We start from the raw sequence: 19,837 nt of genomic DNA, 5'->3' as shown, positions 1-19,837 counted from the left end.
AGGGTATTGAAATTTCCTATATTATTTTATAAAATAAAGGTAAAAGGCTATGAAAAAGTAATACGCTTACAAATAAATGGAAGCGGTTACTAAAGGAGGATTTTATGGAAAAAGGCCATTGGAATCGTAAAAGAGTCTACAGCATTCGTAAGTTTGCCGTAGGCGCTTGCTCTGTCATGATTGGAACCTGTGCGGTTCTATTTGGAGGAAGTGTCATTGGAGAATCACCAGTTTTCGCAGATGAAACTCCGATTACTCACACTGTGAAACAAGCAAAAGAGGAAAGTCCGGCAGTGGAGGAAAAAGAAAATCAAGCTGTAGCAGAGCACAAGGATACTGCAAGTGTCGATCAAAGTCAAGCCACTCCAATTGAAGCAAGCAAACCAGAGGTGAAAGAAGAGGAACCTGTAGCTCCCAAAGAGGAGAAAGCGTCTCTAAAACCTGAAGAAACACCTCCAAAGGTAGAATCTCAAGCTTCAAGTCAGGAAAAGCCTGTCAAGGAAGATTTGAAAGCTGCGACAAATGAAGAAGTGAATCAAATGATTGAAGATAGAAAAGTGAATTTTAATCAAAATTGGCACTTTAAACTCAATGCGAATCCTAAAGAAGCTGTGAAATCAGATGCAGACGTATCAACATGGCAAAAATTGGATCTTCCACATGACTGGAGTATCTTTAACGATTTTGACCATCAGTCACCTGCCCAAAACGAGGGTGGACAGCTCAATGGTGGTGAAGCTTGGTATCGCAAGACCTTTAAACTTGATGAAAAAGATCTCAAGAAAAATGTTCGTGTCACCTTTGATGGTGTCTATATGGACTCTCAAGTCTATGTCAATGGCCAGTTAGTGGGGCATTATCCAAATGGTTATAACCAGTTCTCATACGATATTACTAAATACCTCCACAAAGATGGTCGTGAAAATGTGATTGCTGTCCATGCGGTTAACAAACAGCCAAGTAGCCGTTGGTACTCAGGCAGTGGTATCTACCGTGATGTGACCTTGCAAGTGACAGATAAGGTTCATGTTGAGAAAAATGGAACAACCATCTTAACACCAAAACTTGAAGAACAGCAACATGGCAAGGTTGAAACTCATGTAGCCAGCAAAATCGTCAATACAGATGATAAAGACCATGAACTGGTGGCAGAATATCAAATCGTTGAACGTGGTGGTCAGGCTGTAACAGGCTTGGTTCGTACAGCGAGCCGTACCTTGAAAGCACATGAATCAACAAGCCTAGATGCGATTTTAGAAGTTGAACAACCAAAACTCTGGACCGTTTTAAATGACAAACCTGCCTTGTACGAATTGATTACGCGTGTTTACCGTGATGGTCAATTGGTGGATGCTAAGAAGGATCTGTTTGGTTACCGTTACTATCATTGGACTCCAAATGAGGGTTTCTCTTTGAATGGTGAACGCATTAAATTCCATGGTGTTTCCTTACACCATGACCACGGAGCGCTTGGAGCAGAAGAAAACTATAAGGCAGAATACCGTCGTCTCAAACAAATGAAGGAGATGGGCGTTAACGCCATCCGTACAACTCATAACCCTGCAAGTCCACAGACCTTGCAAATCGCAGCAGAACTTGGTTTGCTGGTTCAGGAAGAGGCCTTTGATACTTGGTATGGTGGTAAGAAACCTTATGACTACGGACGTTTCTTTGAAAAAGACGCTACTCACCCAGAAGCTAGAAAAGGTGAAAAATGGTCTGACTACGATCTTCGTACCATGGTCGAAAGAGATAAAAATAACCCAGCTGTCTTCATGTGGTCTATCGGAAACGAAATCGGTGAAGCCGATGGTAACCCTCATTCTCTAGCAACTGTAAAACGTCTAGTCAAAGTTATCAAGGATGTTGATAAAACTCGTTACGTTACCATGGGAGCAGATAAGTTCCGCTTTGGTGATGGTAGTGGTGGACATGAGAAAATTGCTGATGAGCTGGATGCGGTTGGATTCAACTATTCAGAAGATAACTACAAGAAACTTCGTGCGAAACATCCAAACTGGTTGATTTACGGTTCTGAAACATCTTCAGCTACCCGTACACGTGGAAGTTACTATCGCCCTGAACAGGAATTGAAACATAGTAACGGACCTGAGCGCCATTACGAACAGTCTGACTATGGTAATGACCGAGTTGGCTGGGGTAAAACGGCAACAGATTCATGGACATTTGACCGTGACAACGCTGGCTATGCTGGACAGTTTATCTGGACAGGTACGGACTATATCGGTGAACCTACACCATGGCACAACCAAAACCAAACTCCCGTTAAGAGCTCTTACTTTGGTATCGTAGATACAGCAGGTATTCCAAAACATGACTTTTATCTCTACCAAAGCCAATGGGTTTCTGCCAAGAAGAAACCGATGGTACACCTTCTTCCTCACTGGAACTGGGAAAATAGAGAATTGGCATCGAAAGTTGAAGATTCAGACGGAAAAATCCCAGTTCGAGCTTACTCAAACGCTGCAAGTGTAGAATTGTTCTTAAATGGTCAATCTCTTGGAGTTAAGAAGTTCAACAAGAAACAAACCAGTGATGGCCGCACTTACCAAGAAGGTGCCAATGCTAAGGAACTCTATCTTGAATGGAAGGTTGCGTACCGACCAGGTACTTTAGAAGCTGTAGCTCGCGATGAAGCTGGAAAAGAAATTGCACGTGATAAGATCACGACGGCAGGCCAACCAGCAGGTGTTCGCCTCGTCAAGGAAGAACACGCAATCGCAGCAGATGGAAAAGACTTGACCTACATCTACTACGAAATCGTAGATAGTGAAGGAAATGTGGTACCAACTGCCAATAATTTGGTTCGTTTCCAATTGCATGGACAAGGTCAACTGGTTGGTGTTGATAATGGGGAACAAGCCAGCCGTGAACGCTACAAGGCACAACCTGATGGTTCTTGGATCCGCAGAGCCTTTAACGGTAAAGGGGTTGCCATTGTTAAATCAACTGAGCAAGCAGGTAAATTCACTCTAACAGCCCATTCAGATCTCTTGAAATCTGGTCAAGTAACGGTCTTTACTGGTAAAAAAGAAGACCAAGAAAAGACCGTTCTCGGAACAGAAGTACCAAAAGTACGTACTGTTATTGAGAAAGAGCCAAAAATGCCGAAGACAGTCGGTTTTATCTACAGTGATGGCAGTCGTGAAAAACGTCCAGTAACTTGGTCTTCAGTTGATGTGAGCCAAGCAGGAGTTGTGACTGTTAAAGGTATGGCAGACGGACGCGAAGTTGAGGCCCGTGTCGAAATTCTAGCAATCGCAAATGAGCTTCCAACTGTTAAGCGTGTTGCTCCAGGAACAGACTTGAGCGCTGTTGACAAATACGTTTCTATTGCTGTTACGGATGGAAGCGTACAAGAATACGAAGTTGATAAGTGGGAGATTTCGGAAGCAGATAAAGCTAAACTGTCAGTTGCAGGATCACGTATTCAAATGACTGGTCAACTGGGTGGTGAGACTATTCACGCTACCCTTGTAGTAGAAGAAGGTGAGGCTACGGCACCTGCAGTACCAACTGTAACGGTTGGTGGCGAATCTGTCACTGGTCTTACTACTCAAAATCCAATGCAATATCGAACTCTTGCTTACGGTGCATCCTTGCCAGAAGTTGTAGCAAGTGCTGAAAATGCGGATGTTACTGTAGTCCAAGCAAGCGCAGCAAACGGTATGCGTGCAAGCATCTATGTTCAACCAAAAGATGGTGGACCTCTTCAAACCTATGCAATTCAATTCCTTGAAGAAGCACCGAAAATTGACCACTTGAGCTTACAAGTGGAGAAAGCTGATGCTCTCAAAGAAGACCAAACAGTCAAATTGTCTGTACTCGCTCACTATCAAGACGGAACACAAGCAGTTTTACCAGCTGATAAAGTAAACTTCTCTACAAGTGGTGAAGGGGAAGTCGCGGTTCGTAAAGGAATGCTTGAGTTACATAAGCCAGGAGCAGTCACTCTGAAAGCAGAATATGAGGGGGCTACAGGTCAAATCAATCTCACGATCCAGGCCAACACAGAGAAGAAGGTTGCGCAATCTATCCGTCCAGTAAATGTAGTCACAGATTTGCATCAGGAACCAAGTCTTCCATCAACAGTAACGGTTGAGTACGACAAAGGTTTCCCTAAAGCCCACAAAGTCACTTGGCAAGCCATTCCAAAAGAAAAACTCGACCACTATCAAACCTTTGAAGTTCTAGGTAAAGTTGAAGGTCTGGATCTTGAAGCGCGTGCTAAAGTATCTGTAGAAGGCATCGTTTCAGTTGAAGAAGTCAGTGTGACAACTCCAATTGCAGAAGCACCACAATTACCAGAAAGTGTTCGTACCTACGATTCAAATGGTCACGTTTCATCAGCTAAGGTTACTTGGGATGCGATTCGTCCAGAGCAATACGCCAAGGAAGGTGTCTTTACAGTTAATGGTCGCCTAGAAGGTACGCAATTAACAACTAAACTTCATGTTCGCGTATCTGCTCAAACTGAGAAGGGAGCAAATATTTCTGACCAATGGACCGGTTCAGAATTGCCACTTGCCTTTGCTTCAGACTCAAATCCAACTGATCCTGTTTCAAACGTCAACGATAAATTGATTTCCTTTAATGACCGCCCAGCTAACCGTTGGACAAACTGGAACCGTACTAATCCAGAAGCTTCAGTTGGTGTCCTATTCGGAGATTCAGGTATTTTGAGCAAACGTTCAGTTGATAATCTAAGTGTCGGATTCCACGAAGACCACGGAGTTGGTGTACCGAAGTCTTATGTGATTGAATATTATGTCAGTAAGACCGTTCCAACAGCCCCTAAAAACCCTAGCTTTGTAGGTGAGGAAAACCATGCCTTTAATGATCCTGCAAACTGGAAAGAGGTAAGCAATCTCAAAGCACCAGCTCAATTAAAAGCTGGAGAAATGAATCATTTCAGCTTTGATAAAGTTGAGACCTATGCGGTTCGCATTCGTATGGTTCGACTTGATAGCAAGAAAGGAACGTCTATCACAGAAGTACAAATTTTTGCGAAACAAGTTGCGGCAGCTAAACAAGGACAAACAAGAATCCAAGTTGACGGTAAAGACTTAGCAAACTTTAACCCTGATTTGACTGACTACTATCTTGAATCAGTAGATGGAAAAGTTCCTGCAGTAACAGCAAGTGTTAGCAACAATGGTCTCGCTACCGTCGTTCCAAGCGTTCGTGAAGGTGAGCCAGTTCGTGTTATCGCGAAGGCTGAAAATGGTGATATCCTAGGAGAATACCGTCTACACTTTACAAGCAATAAAGACTTGCTCTCTCGTAAACCAGTTGCCGCGGTCAAACAAGCTCGCTTGCTACAAGTAGGGCAACCGCTTGAATTGCCAACTAAGGTTCCTGTTTACTTCACAGGTAAAGACGGTTACGAAACAAAAGACTTGGCAGTTGAATGGGAAGAAGTTCCAGCAGAAAATCTGACAAAAGCAGGTCAATTTACCGTTCGAGGCCATGTCCTAGGTAGTGATCTTGTTGCTGAGTTTACTGTACGAGTGACAGACAAACTTGGTGAAGCTCTTTCAAATAACCCAGAGTATGATGAAAATAGTAACCGCGCCTTTGCTTCAGCCACTAACGACATTGATAGAAACTCCCATGACCGTGTGGACTATCTCAATGACGGAAATCATTCAGAAAATCGTCGTTGGACAAACTGGTCTCCAACACCATCTTCTAATCCAGAAGTATCAGCAGGTGTGATCTTCCGTGAAAATGGGAAGATTGTAGAACGGACTGTTGCGCAAGCCAAACTTCATTTCTTTGCAGATAGTGGTACGGATGCCCCATCTAAACTCGTTTTGGAACGTTATATTGGCCCAGACTTTGAAGTACCTACCTACTATTCAAACTACCAAGCCTACGATGCAGCCCATCCATTCAACAATCCAGAAAATTGGGAAACTGTGCCTTATCGTGCGGATAAAGACATCGCAGCTGGTGATGAAATCAACGTAACATTTAAAGCTGTCAAAGCCAAAGCTATGAGATGGCGTATGGAGCGTAAAGCTGACAAGAGCGGTGTTGCGATGATTGAGATGACCTTCCTTGCACCGAGTGAATTGCCTCAAGAAAGTACCCAATCAAAAATTCTTGTAGATGGAAAAGAGCTTCCTGACTTCGCTGAAGATCGTCAAGACTACCAAATCACTTATAAAGGTCAACGTCCAAAAGTCTCAGTCGAAGAAAGTAATCAAGTAGCTTCAACAGTTGTAGATAGCGGAGACGATAGCCTTCCAGTGTTTGTTCGCCTTGTTTCAGAAAGTGGAAAACAAGTCAAGGAATACCGTATCCAGTTTACAAAAGAAAAGCCAGTTTCTGAGAAGACTGTTGCTGCTGTACAAGAAGATCTTCCAAAACTCGAATTTGTTGAAAAAGATTTGGCCTACAAGACAGTTGAGAAAAAGGATCCAACATTGTATCTAGGTGAAACTCGTGTAGAACAAGAAGGAAAAGTTGGTAAAGAACGTATCTTTACAGCGATTAATCCTGATGGAAGTAAGGAAGAAAAACTTCGCGAAGTGGTAGAGGCTCCGACAGACCGCATCGTCTTGGTCGGAACAAAACCAGGAACCTCTCTTCCAGAAGACGAAGTGAAGAACCTTGTCCTCGACAGACCCGAACTTATAGTCGAAGAAGAAACCATCGACTTCAAGGTTCAGGAGCGTAAGTCTGATAAGTTGTACCTAGGAGAAACTCGTGTCCTACAAGAAGGTCAAAAAGGTATTCGTCTTCACTTGATTGAAGTGGAAAATGGAAAACGTCAGCTTAAAGAAACTTACGATAAAGTCGCTGCTCAAGATCGTATAGTAGAAGTTGGCACTAAACCAGGAACTTCTCTTCCAGAAGATGAAGTGAAGAACCTAGTCCTTAACAGACCAGAACTTGTAATCGAAGAAGAAACAATTGATTTCAAGGTTCAGGAACAAAAGAATGATAAGCTTCCAGCGGGTCAAACTCGTGTTCTACAAGAAGGTCAAAAAGGTATCCGTGTTCACTTAATCGAAGTTGAAAATGGTAAGCGAACTGAAAAAGAAAGCTATGATAAAGTTATAGCTCAGGATCGCATCATCGAAGTTGGTACGGCTAGTGAAACAACTAAACCAGTACCTCAAGAATCTACAAAACCACAAGTATCAGAAAAAGCAGATACAAAAGAAATTGCTTCAAGTAAAGCTAATCAAGCTCAAAAAGAGCAGTTGCCAAATACAGGAAGTGTAGCAAGTCAAGCAGCTCTAGCAGCAGGTTTAGCTCTTCTTGGTTTGGGGGCAGGATTAGTCGCCACTAAAGGCAAAAAAGAAGACTAGAATGAATCAGTATTTCTTCTAATTGTATCTCAGAAAGACCAGGGAAACCTGGTCTTTTTAATAGGTAGAAGCATTCTCTCTAGAGCAATTTAATGTTTGTGAAATCAGATAACCAAAATGATAAAAACACTATCTGGTATCGAAAACGAGATGAACTTATTTTTTAAAAAATAGCGGTAAAATATACCAGATTCTGTTTCGATGATAGGAGAAGAAAAAGGCATAAAGTGGTTAATATACGGATGTAAAAAAGTCGATTTCAATCGGTAAGAAAAAATTGGATTTTTTTATAAAAATTTGCTTGATAGTTCTAACCTTTTTCTTCATAGTATGATAAAATGTGGATGTAATGTGGCTAATAATTTTCGCTTGAAAAAGGAGAATGGTGATTAATTGGGGACAATCATTTAGTTTACTATTACATTGTACATTTACAACTGAATATTATAAGAAAGGAAGATTAAATGAACAAGAAAATAAGATCTTGGATTCAGATCCTTATTCTTTGTTTGGGAGTTATTCTCCAATCGTTTGCCCCTCTGACGCAAGTACATGCGACAGAGTATAATGATGTTATCACTAGTGTTGGTGTTGAAAACAGATCTGGTGAAGCTTTAACGCAAGGGTTGGATATTTGGCAAGAATTCCGTCTTACTGCAGATTTTATTTTGCCAGATAATACGGTGCATGAAGGTGATACAACAACACTTCAATTGCCATCAGAGATTACATTTTCAAACTCTTCAGACATTGAATTACGAGATGCTTCTAACAATCTTGTAGCTACTGGTCGTTTAGATGCAGATAGCAAAACAATTACTCTCACTTATACAAAATTTGTTGAGAATAATTCTGGCGTTAGGGGGAAATTCTTTGTCTATGTCCGAGTTGACCATGACGTTGTTTCAGAAGAAAAAGACGTTGATGTTAACATTACTGTAGGACATAGAGTTCTATTTGCAGGAAAGATTCGTTATAACGGCCCTCCAGGGAAATACGACTCTAAAATTGAAAAGAGTTCATTTCAACAGGGAGGAGATCCTAACAATGTAATTCGTTACAATATTACTGTAAACCGAAATATGGCTGATTATAGTAATGTCACTATCAAAGATGACTTCTCATCTCCAAATATGACATTCCTGCAAGATACTTTTCGTATTTATAAAGTAGATTGGAGCTGGAATAACGGAGTCTGGAATTGGTCCAATGCTCAGGATATGACCGAAACCTTTAAAAACCAACTAGTGGTAAATGCGAATGGTGATGGTTTCACCCTTCCTTTAGGAGATACTAATGGTTTTGGTTATATGATCGAGTACCGAGCTAAAGCGAATTATGATCTAGTCGATGGTGAGGAAATCACGAACGTAGCCAACATGAGCTACAATGGTAGTGAGAATGAACAATCAACCAGTACACGTACCTACCAGATTGCAGGTGGTGTTGCGGAAGGATATGTTTTCACCATTAAAATTCATAAGGTAGACGAAGCAGGCCAACCTTTGCAAGGTGCAGTTTTTGAAGTGATTCGTGATCGTAACCAAGCCGTTGTTGGACGATTGACAACAGGTCCTGATGGTAACGCTAGTGTAGGTAGATTGCTACGAGATAACTATACGATTCGTGAAGTAACTGCTCCTCTTGGCTATGACAAATTAACTGAAGATATTAAAATTTCTCCAGATGAGTTTGGTTCAGACAAATCAGTAGAACGTCGAAATGAAAATAAGAAGACACCTCCGAAGACACCAACTGAGAAAGAGATTACTTTCAAAAAGGTGGATCCAAATGGAAAAGAAATTCCAGGAGCGGAACTGAAAATCTATAGTGGAGATACAGTCAATCTTGAAGAGGCACCTGTTGCAGACTGGACTACTGTAGCTGACACTTCTAAAGTGATTAAGCTGGCACCAGGGACCTACACCTTCCATGAGAAAGCCGCTCCAACTGGTTACCTCAAAGTAACGGACATCACTTTCCAAGTCAAACACGACGGCACAGTGGAAGTGACAAACGTTGGTGAGAAAGACTCTAAAGGTGAAGAAAACAAAGTTGCCACAAACGGCTCAACTGTAACTGTAACCGACAAAGACGATGACCTACCACGTAAGATTACCTTCAGTAAGGTTAGCCTTGGTGGTACGGAAATCGCAGGCGCTCAAATTAAGATCTACAAGGGCGATAAGGCAGAAGGTACAGCTGTAGAAAGCTGGACATCTGAAGCTGGTAAGTCTAAAGATCTCAACTTGGTACCAGGTACCTACACCTTCCATGAGGAAGCCGCTCCAACTGGTTACCTCAAAGTAACGGACATCACTTTCCAAGTCAAACATGACGGCACAGTGGAAGTGACCAACGTTGGTGAGAAAGACTCTAAAGGTGAAGAAAACAAAGTCGTAACCAACGGTTCAACTGTAACTGTAACTGATAAAGATGATGACCTTCCACGTAAGATTACCTTTAGCAAGGTTAGCCTAGGTGGAGTGGAAATCGCAGGAGCACAAATTAAGATCTTCAAAGGCGATAAGGCAGAAGGCACAGCTGTAGAAAGCTGGACTTCAGAAGCTGGTAAGTCTAAAGAATTGAGCTTGGCCCCAGGTACTTACACCTTCCATGAGGAAGCAGCCCCAACTGGATACCTCAAAGTAACAGATATTACTTTCAAAGTGAAAACTGACGGAACAGTAGAAGTAACCAATGTCGGCGAGAAAGACTCTAAGGGTGAAGACAACAAGGTCGTAACCAACGGCTCAACTGTAACTGTAACTGATAAAGATGATGACCTTCCACGTAAGATTACCTTTAGCAAGGTTAGCCTTGGTGGAACAGAAATCGCTGGTGCAGAGATTAAGATCTACAAAGGCGATAAGGCAGAAGGCACAGCTGTAGAAAGCTGGACTTCAGAAGCTGGTAAGTCTAAAGATCTTAACTTGGCGCCAGGTACTTACACTTTCCATGAGGAAGCAGCCCCAACTGGATACTTAGCAGTAACAGATATTACATTCCAAGTTAACTACGACGGAACTGTAACAGTGGTAAATGCTAGTGGAAATCAGGTTGAGTTTAAGGATGGTAAGTTAGTAGTAACGGACCAAACTGAACCAGAAAATCCTAACCTACCAAACACTGGAAGTGAATCTGGACAAGCTGCATTAGCAGCAGGTTTAGCTCTTCTAGCTTTAGGTGCAGGTCTTGTAGCAACTAAACGAAGAAAAGAAGACTAATCTCATTTAGTAGCCAATAAGTACAGTAAAGAAAGATAAGGGATAACCCCCTGGTCTTTTTTTATGGTTCAGAATAATGAAATATGTTAAATTAAACTATTTATCAGTATGGGGTATGACTATTACTAGATCTCTTCTTATTTTTACTTATATAAAATAGTTTGGATAATTATTAAGGTGTATCAAACTTATAAATAAATGGAATGTTTTGTGCAATGTTTCTTTCTGTTTGTTTAAAAGAGAAGTTGTTCGTAAGTGTACACTATACTTAAAGAAACTTCAGTCTGATGAAAGAATTAGTTTTTATGGCAGTAATTTTACACTGTGTCAATATTTTCAAAAGGCAATAACCTCATAATATTACAAAAAAAGTTAATTTTGTTTTATAATGAAATTAAAGGAGGTTTCTATATTAAAAATAGAATAAATATGATAAATATTGCACTCACATATAGTTATGAAACATGTTAATATGATGTAACTTATTCAATAACCCTCATGGATTTCAACGAATTCGAAAGGAGATGAGTGTTGAGATTTTATAATCATAGTTTGTCGGTTTAATGTTTTCGGTAATTTAGAAAGGAAGATTATGAAGAACAAGAAATTTTGGTTACCTATCCTAACTTCTCTGACCTGTTTGCTAGGGATAATCTTTGCTCCAAATTCAGTTCAAGCAAAGGAACTGAAGAACGTTATCAGTAATATTGGAATTTGGGAGGTTGATAATGGTAAGTTTATAAAACCAGATGCGAATGGTGTTTATACACTTTCTCCTGAACATCATAACTACTCAAATTATAAATTCACTGTTGATTACGATTTGAGCGCCTATGATGGTAAATTAGAGGACGGTGATACCTTTACCTTTACTGTTCCGAGCCCTTTAACTGTTAGAAATGAAACTTTTGATTTAAAAGATAAGGAAACAGATCTCGTTATCGGAGAAACTCAAATTGTATCAAACGGGGATAATAATGGTGGTAAGGCAACTATTACATTAAAAAATCTGAAAACCTATCTTGAGAAAAAAGGTGGCTATCAAGTCCAAAACGTTAAAGGGAATTTCTTTGTTGGTTTTAGTTCTAAAAATGAATTAAGCAATGAAACGCTCCGTTTTGATAAAACGGAAACTATAAATGAAATTACACACCAAATTAAGGTAAAAAGAGGTGAAGCATCTGATTATTCTGAAGGTATTGGACGTGCTAATTTCAGTAAGTATCATGGTCTGATTTACAAAGAGGATTGGACATCTAGTGCTCTAAATAAGAGTGGACAATATTTACACAGTTGGTATGTTCGAGCTAATCCTAAACAAGCTGCCTATAACAAAATTGAAATTCATGACTGGGTTGACCCAAATGCCTCACCGATGCAGATGATTCCTGAAACATTTAAAGTTACGGCAGGTTGGTACGATAAATCTTATTACTTTAAAGATGAGGTGGTTTTAGAAGCTGGTAAAGATTACCAAGTTAGTTGGAATGAGTCATATACCGATTTTACTTTAACAATTAACAATGCTTCTTCAATTGTTGCTAAGAACGGGAAACCTGCAGCATTTCGAATTAATTATAAAACGAGTGCTCCAGCTGATGGAACAAAAGTTCAGAATAATGCTGAAATGAAGGGTGATGACCAGATTCTTACATATGACGACTATAGTAATAAGACAGTCGTTAAGCAAATCGGAAACTCAGTAGTTGCTTCAGGCGGTACAATTCAGTTAGAAACTGGTTACCGTATCATTCTTTACAAGGTCGACGAGCTGACTCATGACCGTCTAAAAGGAGCAAAATTCAAGATTACTCCTCCGGCAGGAGCTACGGCTAAAGAGGAAATTGTAACGACAAATGATGACGGAATTGCTGAATCATCTATTTACTCAGAGAGTGATATCAAGAAAGGGAACTTTACAGTAACCGAGGTTGAGGCTCCTGAGGGATATGAGTTGAATCCTACTCCGTTTGAGATGACTGTTGGACAAGACGGAGCTATCAAAACAGTTACAAATAAGCGTATTAAAGCTAAAGTTAAGATTAAAGCTAATAAAAAACTTACAGGACGTGAGTTAAAGGCTGAAGAGTTTGAATTCACTTTAACAGATCAAGATGGTAAGGTGAAAGAAACTGTGAAGAATAACAAAGACGGAAGCATTGCTTTCTCAGAATTGGAATTCGACAAAGCAGGAACTTATACCTTTAAAATTGCTGAAAAAGCTGGCAGTGATACAAGCATCAAGTACGACACTAAAACTGTTACGGCTACAGTTACTGTAGCGGACAAGGGTAAAGGTGCACTTGAATCAACTGTTTCTTACGATGATGAAAAAGCATTCGAGAATACTTACACTCCAGCAAAAACGGAAGTTTCTGTTAAGAAAGTATGGAAGGACGAGAACAACCAAGATGGTAAACGTCCATCTTCTGTCACAGTTAAATTGCTTGCGGATGGTCAAGATACTGGTAAGACACTTGAGCTTAACGCCGCAAACAACTGGGCTGGAAGCTTCACAAACCTTGATGCTGATAAAGGCGGCACACCTATTAAGTACACAGTAGTAGAAGTAACTGTTGCTGGTTACACTTCAGAAGTTACTGGTGACGCTGCATCAGGATTCACCATCACAAATAGCTATTCACCAGAAACAGTTGATGTAAAAGCAACTAAGAACTGGGATGATGCTAATAACCAAGACGGCAAACGTCCAACTAAGATTACAATCAATCTTTTAGCAGACGGTCAGAAAGTTGATTCGAAAGAAGTTCAAGCAGCCGCAGACGGAACTTGGACTGTCGAATTCACGAAATTAGCAAAATATAAAGCTGGTAAAGAAATCAAATACACTGTAACAGAAGAAGCCGTAGCAGAATACGAATCAACTATTACAGACTTTACCATCACAAACAAATATGCTCCAAAAGCAATCGACTACAAGGTAACAAAAGTATGGAACGATGCGAACAACCAAGACGGCAAACGTCCTGAGTCCGTAACGGTTCAACTTTATAAAAAAGTAGGAGATGCAGATCCAGTAGCTGTTGAAGGTAAGAAATTGACCTTAACAGCTAAGGATAAGACAGACGCTAACACTTGGGTAGCATCCTTCACAAATCTTCCACAATACGAAGCTGGTAAAGAAATCACTTACTCTATCAAGGAAGTAGACGTACCAGCTGGTTATGAAGCCTCTGTAACTGGTCAGGTCGTGACAAACACTCACACACCAGAAACAGTCGTTCTTTCAGGAACTAAGGTTTGGAAAGATAACAACAACCAAGACGGCAAACGTGCAGATAAAGTGAAAGTTCAAATTCTTAACGGCGACAAAGTTGTTCAAGAAATTGAAGTTTCAGAAGCAACTGGCTGGAAGTTCGAATCAAAAGCACTTCCTAAGTATGAAAATGGTAAAGAAATCAAGTACACTGTCAAAGAAGTAGCTGTGAAAGAATATACCTCAACAGTTACTACGGACAAAGATGGTAAGTACACAGTTACCAATACACATGCTCCAGAGAAAACATCTGTAAAAGGTCATAAGATCTGGAAAGATGAAGAGAACAAAGACGGTATCCGTCCAGCATCTATCACCGTAAAACTTCTTGCAGATGGTAAGGAAACTGGTCAGACAGCTACAGTGTCAGAAACAAGTGGCTGGACTTATGAGTTTACAGGTCTTGATCGTTATCAAGAAGGTAAGGAGATTGCCTACACTGTTGAAGAAGTGAATGTTCCAGATGGTTATACTGCTTCAGTAGAAGGTTACAACATTACAAATACGCACACTCCTGAAAAACCAACACCTGGCAAACCAAATGAACCAGGTAAGCCTAAAAAAGGTGGGGAATTGCCTAATACAGGAAGCGAGTCTAACCAAGTGGCTCTAGTAGCTGGAATCGCCCTACTTGGATTGGGAACAGGATTCTTGGCAAGACGCAAAAAAGAAGATTAAGTTTTTTAAACGGTATCTTTCACGAAATTTTGCAACACAGTTTAAAAGTAGAAACAAGTGTCAATGGAAATTGGCACTTGTTTTTTTGTAACTGACCCTGGTTCTACTACCGGATACAAGTGGATAGTTGCCACTTACTGAAAAGCTATTGTTTTCGCTACGAAATCCTCTATAATAGGTGACAAATAAAAAAGGAGATGTTGCATATGATTGAAACAAGATTACAAGATAAATTGAAGTCAGGTTTGGAGGTGGAAAATTTTCAAAAAGATGGGGCTATCTATCTGTCTCTTAATCCAGATTATTTATCTGGAGATAATGCTAAATACATGACCATGTACAACCGTATGGCTCGCTGGTATGATATGAGTGAGAAATGGATAGGACCACTTCTCCACGGCAAGGCAATTGATAAGTTGAGAAGGGATCTGATGGAGGAAATAGAATGGAAGGATAATTTATCTGTTCTCTATGTCTCTATCGGGACTGGTCAAGACCTCCGTTATATCCCTGAGACAATTGACCTGAAAAGTTTAGACTTTGTAGGGGTAGATATTTCTATCAGTATGCTAGAAAAATGCCAGAAATCTTGCGCTAAAAAGACTAATTTGCAACTTTTCCATGCTTGCGCGGAGGATCTACCCTTTGCGGATAATAGTTTTGACATTGTCTATCATATTGGCGGAATCAATTTTTTCAATGATAAGGCCAAGGCTATGCAGGAGATGCTACGAGTGGCGAAGCCAGGAACCAAGCTTTTAATTGCAGATGAGACGGCTGACTATGTGGATCAGCAATATAAGAAAAATCATTTTAGTAAGGATTATTTCAAAGACGCTACTGTTGATTTGAGTGAAATTGAGAATGCTGTTCCAAGCGAAGTTAAGGAAAAGGAAATGAAACTTCTTTGGGATGGTAAATTCTACGCCTTGACATTTAGGAAATAAGAAAAAGTATCTTGGTAGAGCTTAGAAAGTAAGTATGAAGATAAAAATATTCCCTTAGACAGCTGTCTGAGGGAATGTTTTTTATGGGAGCATCATCAATTCGACAATCATAGCTATGTAGATGATTAAGGTAAGGAGAAAACCGGCTCTCCAGAAGAATTTGATGAATTTAGGGTAATAAAAACTTCGTTTTTTGACAAGGAAAAAGACTACAAGGAGGATTGCTAGGAGAGAAAGAGCAACACCGAGTCGCGGTAGAAAGTTGTGGGTAAAAGCTTTAGCAGTAATCAGATAGTACTCGAATACCAAAAGTGGAAAAGCTATATCCGCGAAATTAAACCCTATTTTCCTAAGTCCGAAAAGCTTGGTGACAATAAAGCAAACCACCAAGGTTAATATCAATAATAAAATAGATGCTATTTTCATTAAAATCATACCCATATTGTATCATAAAAAAACGCTAAAGGAAAAGAGAAACAACGGAATTTGTTGGAAAGTCAGGCTTTTGAGATTGTAGGTGTTTTTTGTTATAATGAGAGTTATGAAATCTTATAATACCTTGAATGATTATTATCGAAAACTTTTTGGAGAAAAAACTTTCAAAGTTCCCATTGATGCGGGATTTGACTGTCCAAATCGGGATGGAACTGTAGCTCATGGTGGTTGTACTTTTTGTACGGTTTCAGGTTCTGGAGATGCCATCGTGGCACCGGATGCTCCTATTCGTGAGCAATTTTATAAGGAAATTGACTTTATGCACCGCAAGTGGCCAGATGTTCAGAAGTACTTGGTTTATTTCCAAAACTTTACAAACACCCATGAAAAGGTGGAAGTGATTCGGGAGCGATATGAGCAGGCTATCAACGAACCTGGTGTAGTGGGAATCAATATCGGAACACGCCCAGACTGTCTGCCAGACGAAACAATCGAATATTTGGCTGAGTTATCGGAGCGTATGCATGTGACGGTAGAATTGGGCCTGCAGACTACTTTTGAAGCAACCTCTGACCTGATTAACCGTGCCCATTCTTATGAATTGTATGTGGAAACAGTAAAACGCTTGAGAAAGTATCCCAAGATTGAAATTGTTTCCCATTTGATCAATGGTTTGCCCGGTGAAACCCATGAGATGATGGTTGAAAATGTCCGTCGCTGTGTTACGGACAATGATATTCAAGGAATTAAACTGCACTTGCTTCACCTCATGACCAATACACGGATGCAGCGAGATTACCACGAAGGACGTTTGCAACTGATGAGTCAGGACGAGTATGTCAAGGTCATTTGTGACCAGCTGGAAATCATTCCCAAGCATATCGTCATCCATCGAATTACAGGAGATGCACCGAGAGATATGTTGATTGGTCCTATGTGGAGCCTCAATAAATGGGAAGTGCTAAATGCTATTGAAACTGAGATGCGCCGTCGTGGAAGTGTGCAAGGATGCAAGGCTGTAAAACAGGAGTTTAAAAATGAAAAGACCACTTGAGATGGCGCATGATTTTTTGGCGGAAGTTGTGACAAAAGAGGATATTGTAGTGGATGCGACCATGGGCAATGGCCATGATACACTTTTTCTAGCCAAGTTAGCCAAGCAAGTCTATGCCTTTGATATTCAGGAGCAGGCTTTGGAGAAGACGCAAGAGCGTTTGGATCAGGCTGGAATGACAAATGCCCAGTTAATCTTGCAAGGTCATGAGACACTAGACCAGTTTGTGACAGAAGCCAAGGCAGGGATTTTTAATCTGGGTTATCTGCCTTCTGCTGACAAATCCGTCATCACTCAACCTCAGACTACTATCGAAGCCTTAGAAAAGCTGTGTCACTTGCTTGTCAAAGGGGGACGGATTGCAATCATGATTTACTATGGTCATGAAGGAGGAGACACCGAGAGGGATGCTGTGTTGGATTTTGTTAGCCAGTTGAACCAACAAGAGTATACAGCTGCCATTTATCGGACTCTCAACCAAGTTAATAATCCACCGTTTTTAGTTATGATTGAAAAATTAGAAAGGTATAGACATGGATAAACAATACCTTCGTGAGAAGCTTGAGGCAATGCGCCAAAATTTTGTCGAGTCAACGCATCACGAGCGAGCAGTCGGGGTGCTCGACGAAGCACATATGAGCAAGAAAATGCTTAAAATTAAGAAAAAATTAGTGGCTCTTGAAATGGAACGATGCCAGAAAAAAATTGAGCACAAAGACTGTTCTAAGATTGATCAGAAAATCCAAGAGCAAAAGGAGATTTTTGAATCTTGTTGTAAAAAAGATTAAGGAGGAATTGTGTGGAATTACTCATTTACTTGATTCTATTTTTATTTGTCTTAATCATTTCAACCACGACCAATAAACTTCTCCCTTTTTTGCCCCTTCCTCTTGTACAAATCCTTTTGGGGATTGGGATTGGTTTATTTGTTCCCGATGCGGACTTTCATCTCAATACAGAGCTGTTTCTGGCCATGGTTATTGGTCCCTTACTTTTCCGGGAGGCAGAAGAAGCTGATATTACGTCCATTTTGAAGCACTGGCGGATTGTCGTCTTCCTGATTTTTCCTGTGATTTTTATCTCGACCTTAAGCTTGGGGGGCATGGCTCACTTCCTTTGGATGACTCTTCCTTTGGCTGCCTGTTTAGCAGTTGGAGCGGCACTTGGGCCAACAGATTTGGTTGCCTTCGCATCTCTTTCTGAACGTTTTCGTTTTCCCAAACGGGTTTCTAATATTCTAAAAGGGGAAGGACTCTTAAATGACGCTTCTGGTTTGGTTGCCTTTCAGATGGCTCTTGCTGCTTGGACAACAGGAACGTTTTCTCTCAGCCAAGCTGGAACTTCCCTAGCACTTTCTATACTTGGTGGTTTTGTAGTCGGTTTTGTGACGGCTATGGTCAATCGTTTTTTGCATAGCTTTTTACTGAGTGTACGAGCGATAGATATAGCCAGTGAACTATTGCTAGAGCTAAGTTTGCCGCTCATGACCTTTTTCATCGCAGAAGAGTTTCATGTTTCAGGGATTATCGCAGTAGTGGTTGCAGGTATTTTGAAGGCCAGTCGCTTTAAGAAAATTACGCTCCTTGAGGCTCAGGTAGACACCGTGACGGAGACCGTCTGGCACACCGTGACCTTTATGCTAAATGGATCAGTCTTTGTTCTCTTGGGAATGGAATTAGAGTTGATAGCAGAGCCGATCTTGTCTAATTCTCTCTACAATCCCCTTCTTTTACTGCTTTCAGTTGTCGTTCTGACCTTCTTGCTTTTTGCGATCCGCTTTGTCATGATTGCTGGTTTTTACTTTTTGAGAACGCGTCGACTTAAGAAAAAAATTCATAAGTACATGAAAGATATGCTTCTTTTGACCTTCTCTGGTGTCAAAGGGACAGTATCTATCGCGACCATTCTCCTCATACCAAGTCATTTGGAGCAGGAATATCCTCTGTTACTCTTCCTTGTAGCAGGCGTTACACTGTTGAGCTTTTTAACGGGTTTATTGATCCTCCCTCACTTATCTGAAGAACAAGAGGAAAGCAAGGATCATTTGATGCATATTGCGATTTTGAATGATGTGGCTGCAGAATTAGAAAAAGAGCTAGACCATCACAAGAACAAACTTCCTCTTTATGCAGCTATTGATAATTATCATGGTCGAATTGAAAACCTCATCCTTAGTCTGGAAAATAAGAGAGTCCAAGAGGACTGGGAGTCCCTCAAGCTTCTTATCTTGAGTATTGAGAGTGACGGTTTGGAGCAAGCCTACGAAGAAAATAGAATCAGCGAGCGTGGCTATCGAGTTTACCAACGTTACCTAAAAAACATGGAGCAGAGTATCAATCGGAATTTCGCTTCTAGAGTGACTTATTATTTCCTAGTTTCCTTACGGATACTGCGCTTTCTACTCCATGAAATGTTTACCTTTGGCAAAACTTTCCGTAGTTGGATGAATGAAGAATCTCGTAAACTACTAGCAGTTGATTATGATCAGATTTCAGAGTTGTATTTGGAAAATACAGAGCTGATTATCGAGAGTTTGGAAAACCTCAAAGGGGTTTACAAGAGTTCTCTGATTAGCTTTATGCAAGAGTCTCGTCTACGCGAGACGGCCATTATCGGAAGCGGTGCTTTTGTTGAGCGGGTTATCAATCGCATCAAGCCAAACAATATCGATGAAATGCTACGAGGCTACTATCTCGAACGTAAGGCAATCTTTGAATATGAAGAAGCTAAACTGATAACAGCCAAGTATGCCAAAAAACTACGACAAAATGTGAATAATTTAGAGAATTATTCTCTGAAAGAGGCCGCAAATACTTTACCTTATGATATGCTAGATTTAATCAGAAGAACTTAAATGATGAAAAAAATGACGGAGG

Annotated in this window: 9 protein-coding genes; 8 read left to right on the top strand and 1 reads right to left on the bottom strand. The window is 40.5% G+C overall.

What is annotated here, in order from left to right; genetic code table 11:
* The first annotated feature begins 104 nt into the window (after positions 1 to 104).
* The 4 genes from bgaA (at position 105) to B7721_RS08635 (ending at position 15,472) form a co-directional block, all read left to right on the top strand.
* Positions 105 to 7,343, top strand: coding sequence for an LPXTG-anchored adhesin/beta-galactosidase BgaA (gene bgaA / locus B7721_RS08650; protein WP_084878622.1), 7,239 nt, complete (start codon positions 105 to 107; stop codon positions 7,341 to 7,343).
* A gap of 464 nt (positions 7,344 to 7,807) precedes the next feature.
* A complete protein-coding gene (locus B7721_RS08645; RefSeq protein WP_084878620.1) occupies positions 7,808 to 10,570 on the top strand; it encodes a SpaA isopeptide-forming pilin-related protein in 2,763 nt (920 codons plus the stop codon).
* Between the two features lie 592 nt (positions 10,571 to 11,162).
* Positions 11,163 to 14,525 carry a Cna B-type domain-containing protein gene (locus B7721_RS08640; RefSeq protein ID WP_084878618.1) on the top strand — a complete coding sequence of 1,121 codons (3,363 nt, stop codon included), beginning with the start codon at positions 11,163 to 11,165 and terminating at the stop codon, positions 14,523 to 14,525.
* Positions 14,526 to 14,731: 206 nt separating this feature from the next.
* Positions 14,732 to 15,472, top strand: a complete 741-nt coding sequence (locus B7721_RS08635; protein WP_084878616.1) for a class I SAM-dependent methyltransferase — start codon at positions 14,732 to 14,734, stop codon at positions 15,470 to 15,472.
* An 81-nt stretch (positions 15,473 to 15,553) separates the two neighbouring features.
* Here the strand turns inward: B7721_RS08635 and B7721_RS08630 are convergent, their stop codons facing one another.
* On the bottom strand, positions 15,554 to 15,913 hold the full coding sequence (locus B7721_RS08630) for a DUF3397 domain-containing protein (RefSeq protein ID WP_000525390.1): 360 nt from the start codon (positions 15,911 to 15,913) through the stop codon (positions 15,554 to 15,556).
* A 91-nt stretch (positions 15,914 to 16,004) separates the two neighbouring features.
* Here B7721_RS08630 and B7721_RS08625 point away from each other — a divergent pair, with 91 nt between their 5' ends.
* From B7721_RS08625 to B7721_RS08610, 4 genes are read left to right on the top strand one after another with little or no spacing between them, the layout of a single operon-like run.
* A complete protein-coding gene (locus B7721_RS08625; protein ID WP_084878614.1) occupies positions 16,005 to 16,961 on the top strand; it encodes a TIGR01212 family radical SAM protein in 957 nt (318 codons plus the stop codon).
* Positions 16,945 to 17,502, top strand: a complete 558-nt coding sequence (locus tag B7721_RS08620; protein ID WP_042902095.1) for a tRNA (mnm(5)s(2)U34)-methyltransferase — start codon at positions 16,945 to 16,947, stop codon at positions 17,500 to 17,502. The genes B7721_RS08625 and B7721_RS08620 overlap by 17 nt, the downstream gene beginning before the upstream one ends.
* Positions 17,495 to 17,749, top strand: coding sequence for a hypothetical protein (locus tag B7721_RS08615; RefSeq protein WP_000361094.1), 255 nt, complete (start codon positions 17,495 to 17,497; stop codon positions 17,747 to 17,749). Before B7721_RS08620 ends, B7721_RS08615 begins: the two co-directional genes overlap by 8 nt.
* An 11-nt stretch (positions 17,750 to 17,760) precedes the next feature.
* A complete protein-coding gene (locus B7721_RS08610) occupies positions 17,761 to 19,815 on the top strand; it encodes a cation:proton antiporter (protein ID WP_084878612.1) in 2,055 nt (684 codons plus the stop codon).
* Positions 19,816 to 19,837 lie beyond the last annotated feature (22 nt).

The organism is Streptococcus oralis subsp. oralis (assembly GCF_002096445.1).
Taxonomy (GTDB): domain Bacteria; phylum Bacillota; class Bacilli; order Lactobacillales; family Streptococcaceae; genus Streptococcus; species Streptococcus oralis_N.
The sequence above is the reverse complement of the archived record's forward strand: the minus strand, read 5'-3'. Positions and strand labels throughout refer to the sequence as shown.

Coding starts and splice junctions, on each gene's coding strand:
- bgaA (WP_084878622.1), top strand. CDS start 105: ATGGAAAAAGGCCATTGGAATCGTAAAAGAGTCTACAGCATTCGTAAG.
- B7721_RS08645 (WP_084878620.1), top strand. CDS start 7,808: ATGAACAAGAAAATAAGATCTTGGATTCAGATCCTTATTCTTTGTTTG.
- B7721_RS08640 (WP_084878618.1), top strand. CDS start 11,163: ATGAAGAACAAGAAATTTTGGTTACCTATCCTAACTTCTCTGACCTGT.
- B7721_RS08635 (WP_084878616.1), top strand. CDS start 14,732: ATGATTGAAACAAGATTACAAGATAAATTGAAGTCAGGTTTGGAGGTG.
- B7721_RS08630 (WP_000525390.1), bottom strand. CDS start 15,913: ATGGGTATGATTTTAATGAAAATAGCATCTATTTTATTATTGATATTA.
- B7721_RS08625 (WP_084878614.1), top strand. CDS start 16,005: ATGAGAGTTATGAAATCTTATAATACCTTGAATGATTATTATCGAAAA.
- B7721_RS08620 (WP_042902095.1), top strand. CDS start 16,945: ATGAAAAGACCACTTGAGATGGCGCATGATTTTTTGGCGGAAGTTGTG.
- B7721_RS08615 (WP_000361094.1), top strand. CDS start 17,495: ATGGATAAACAATACCTTCGTGAGAAGCTTGAGGCAATGCGCCAAAAT.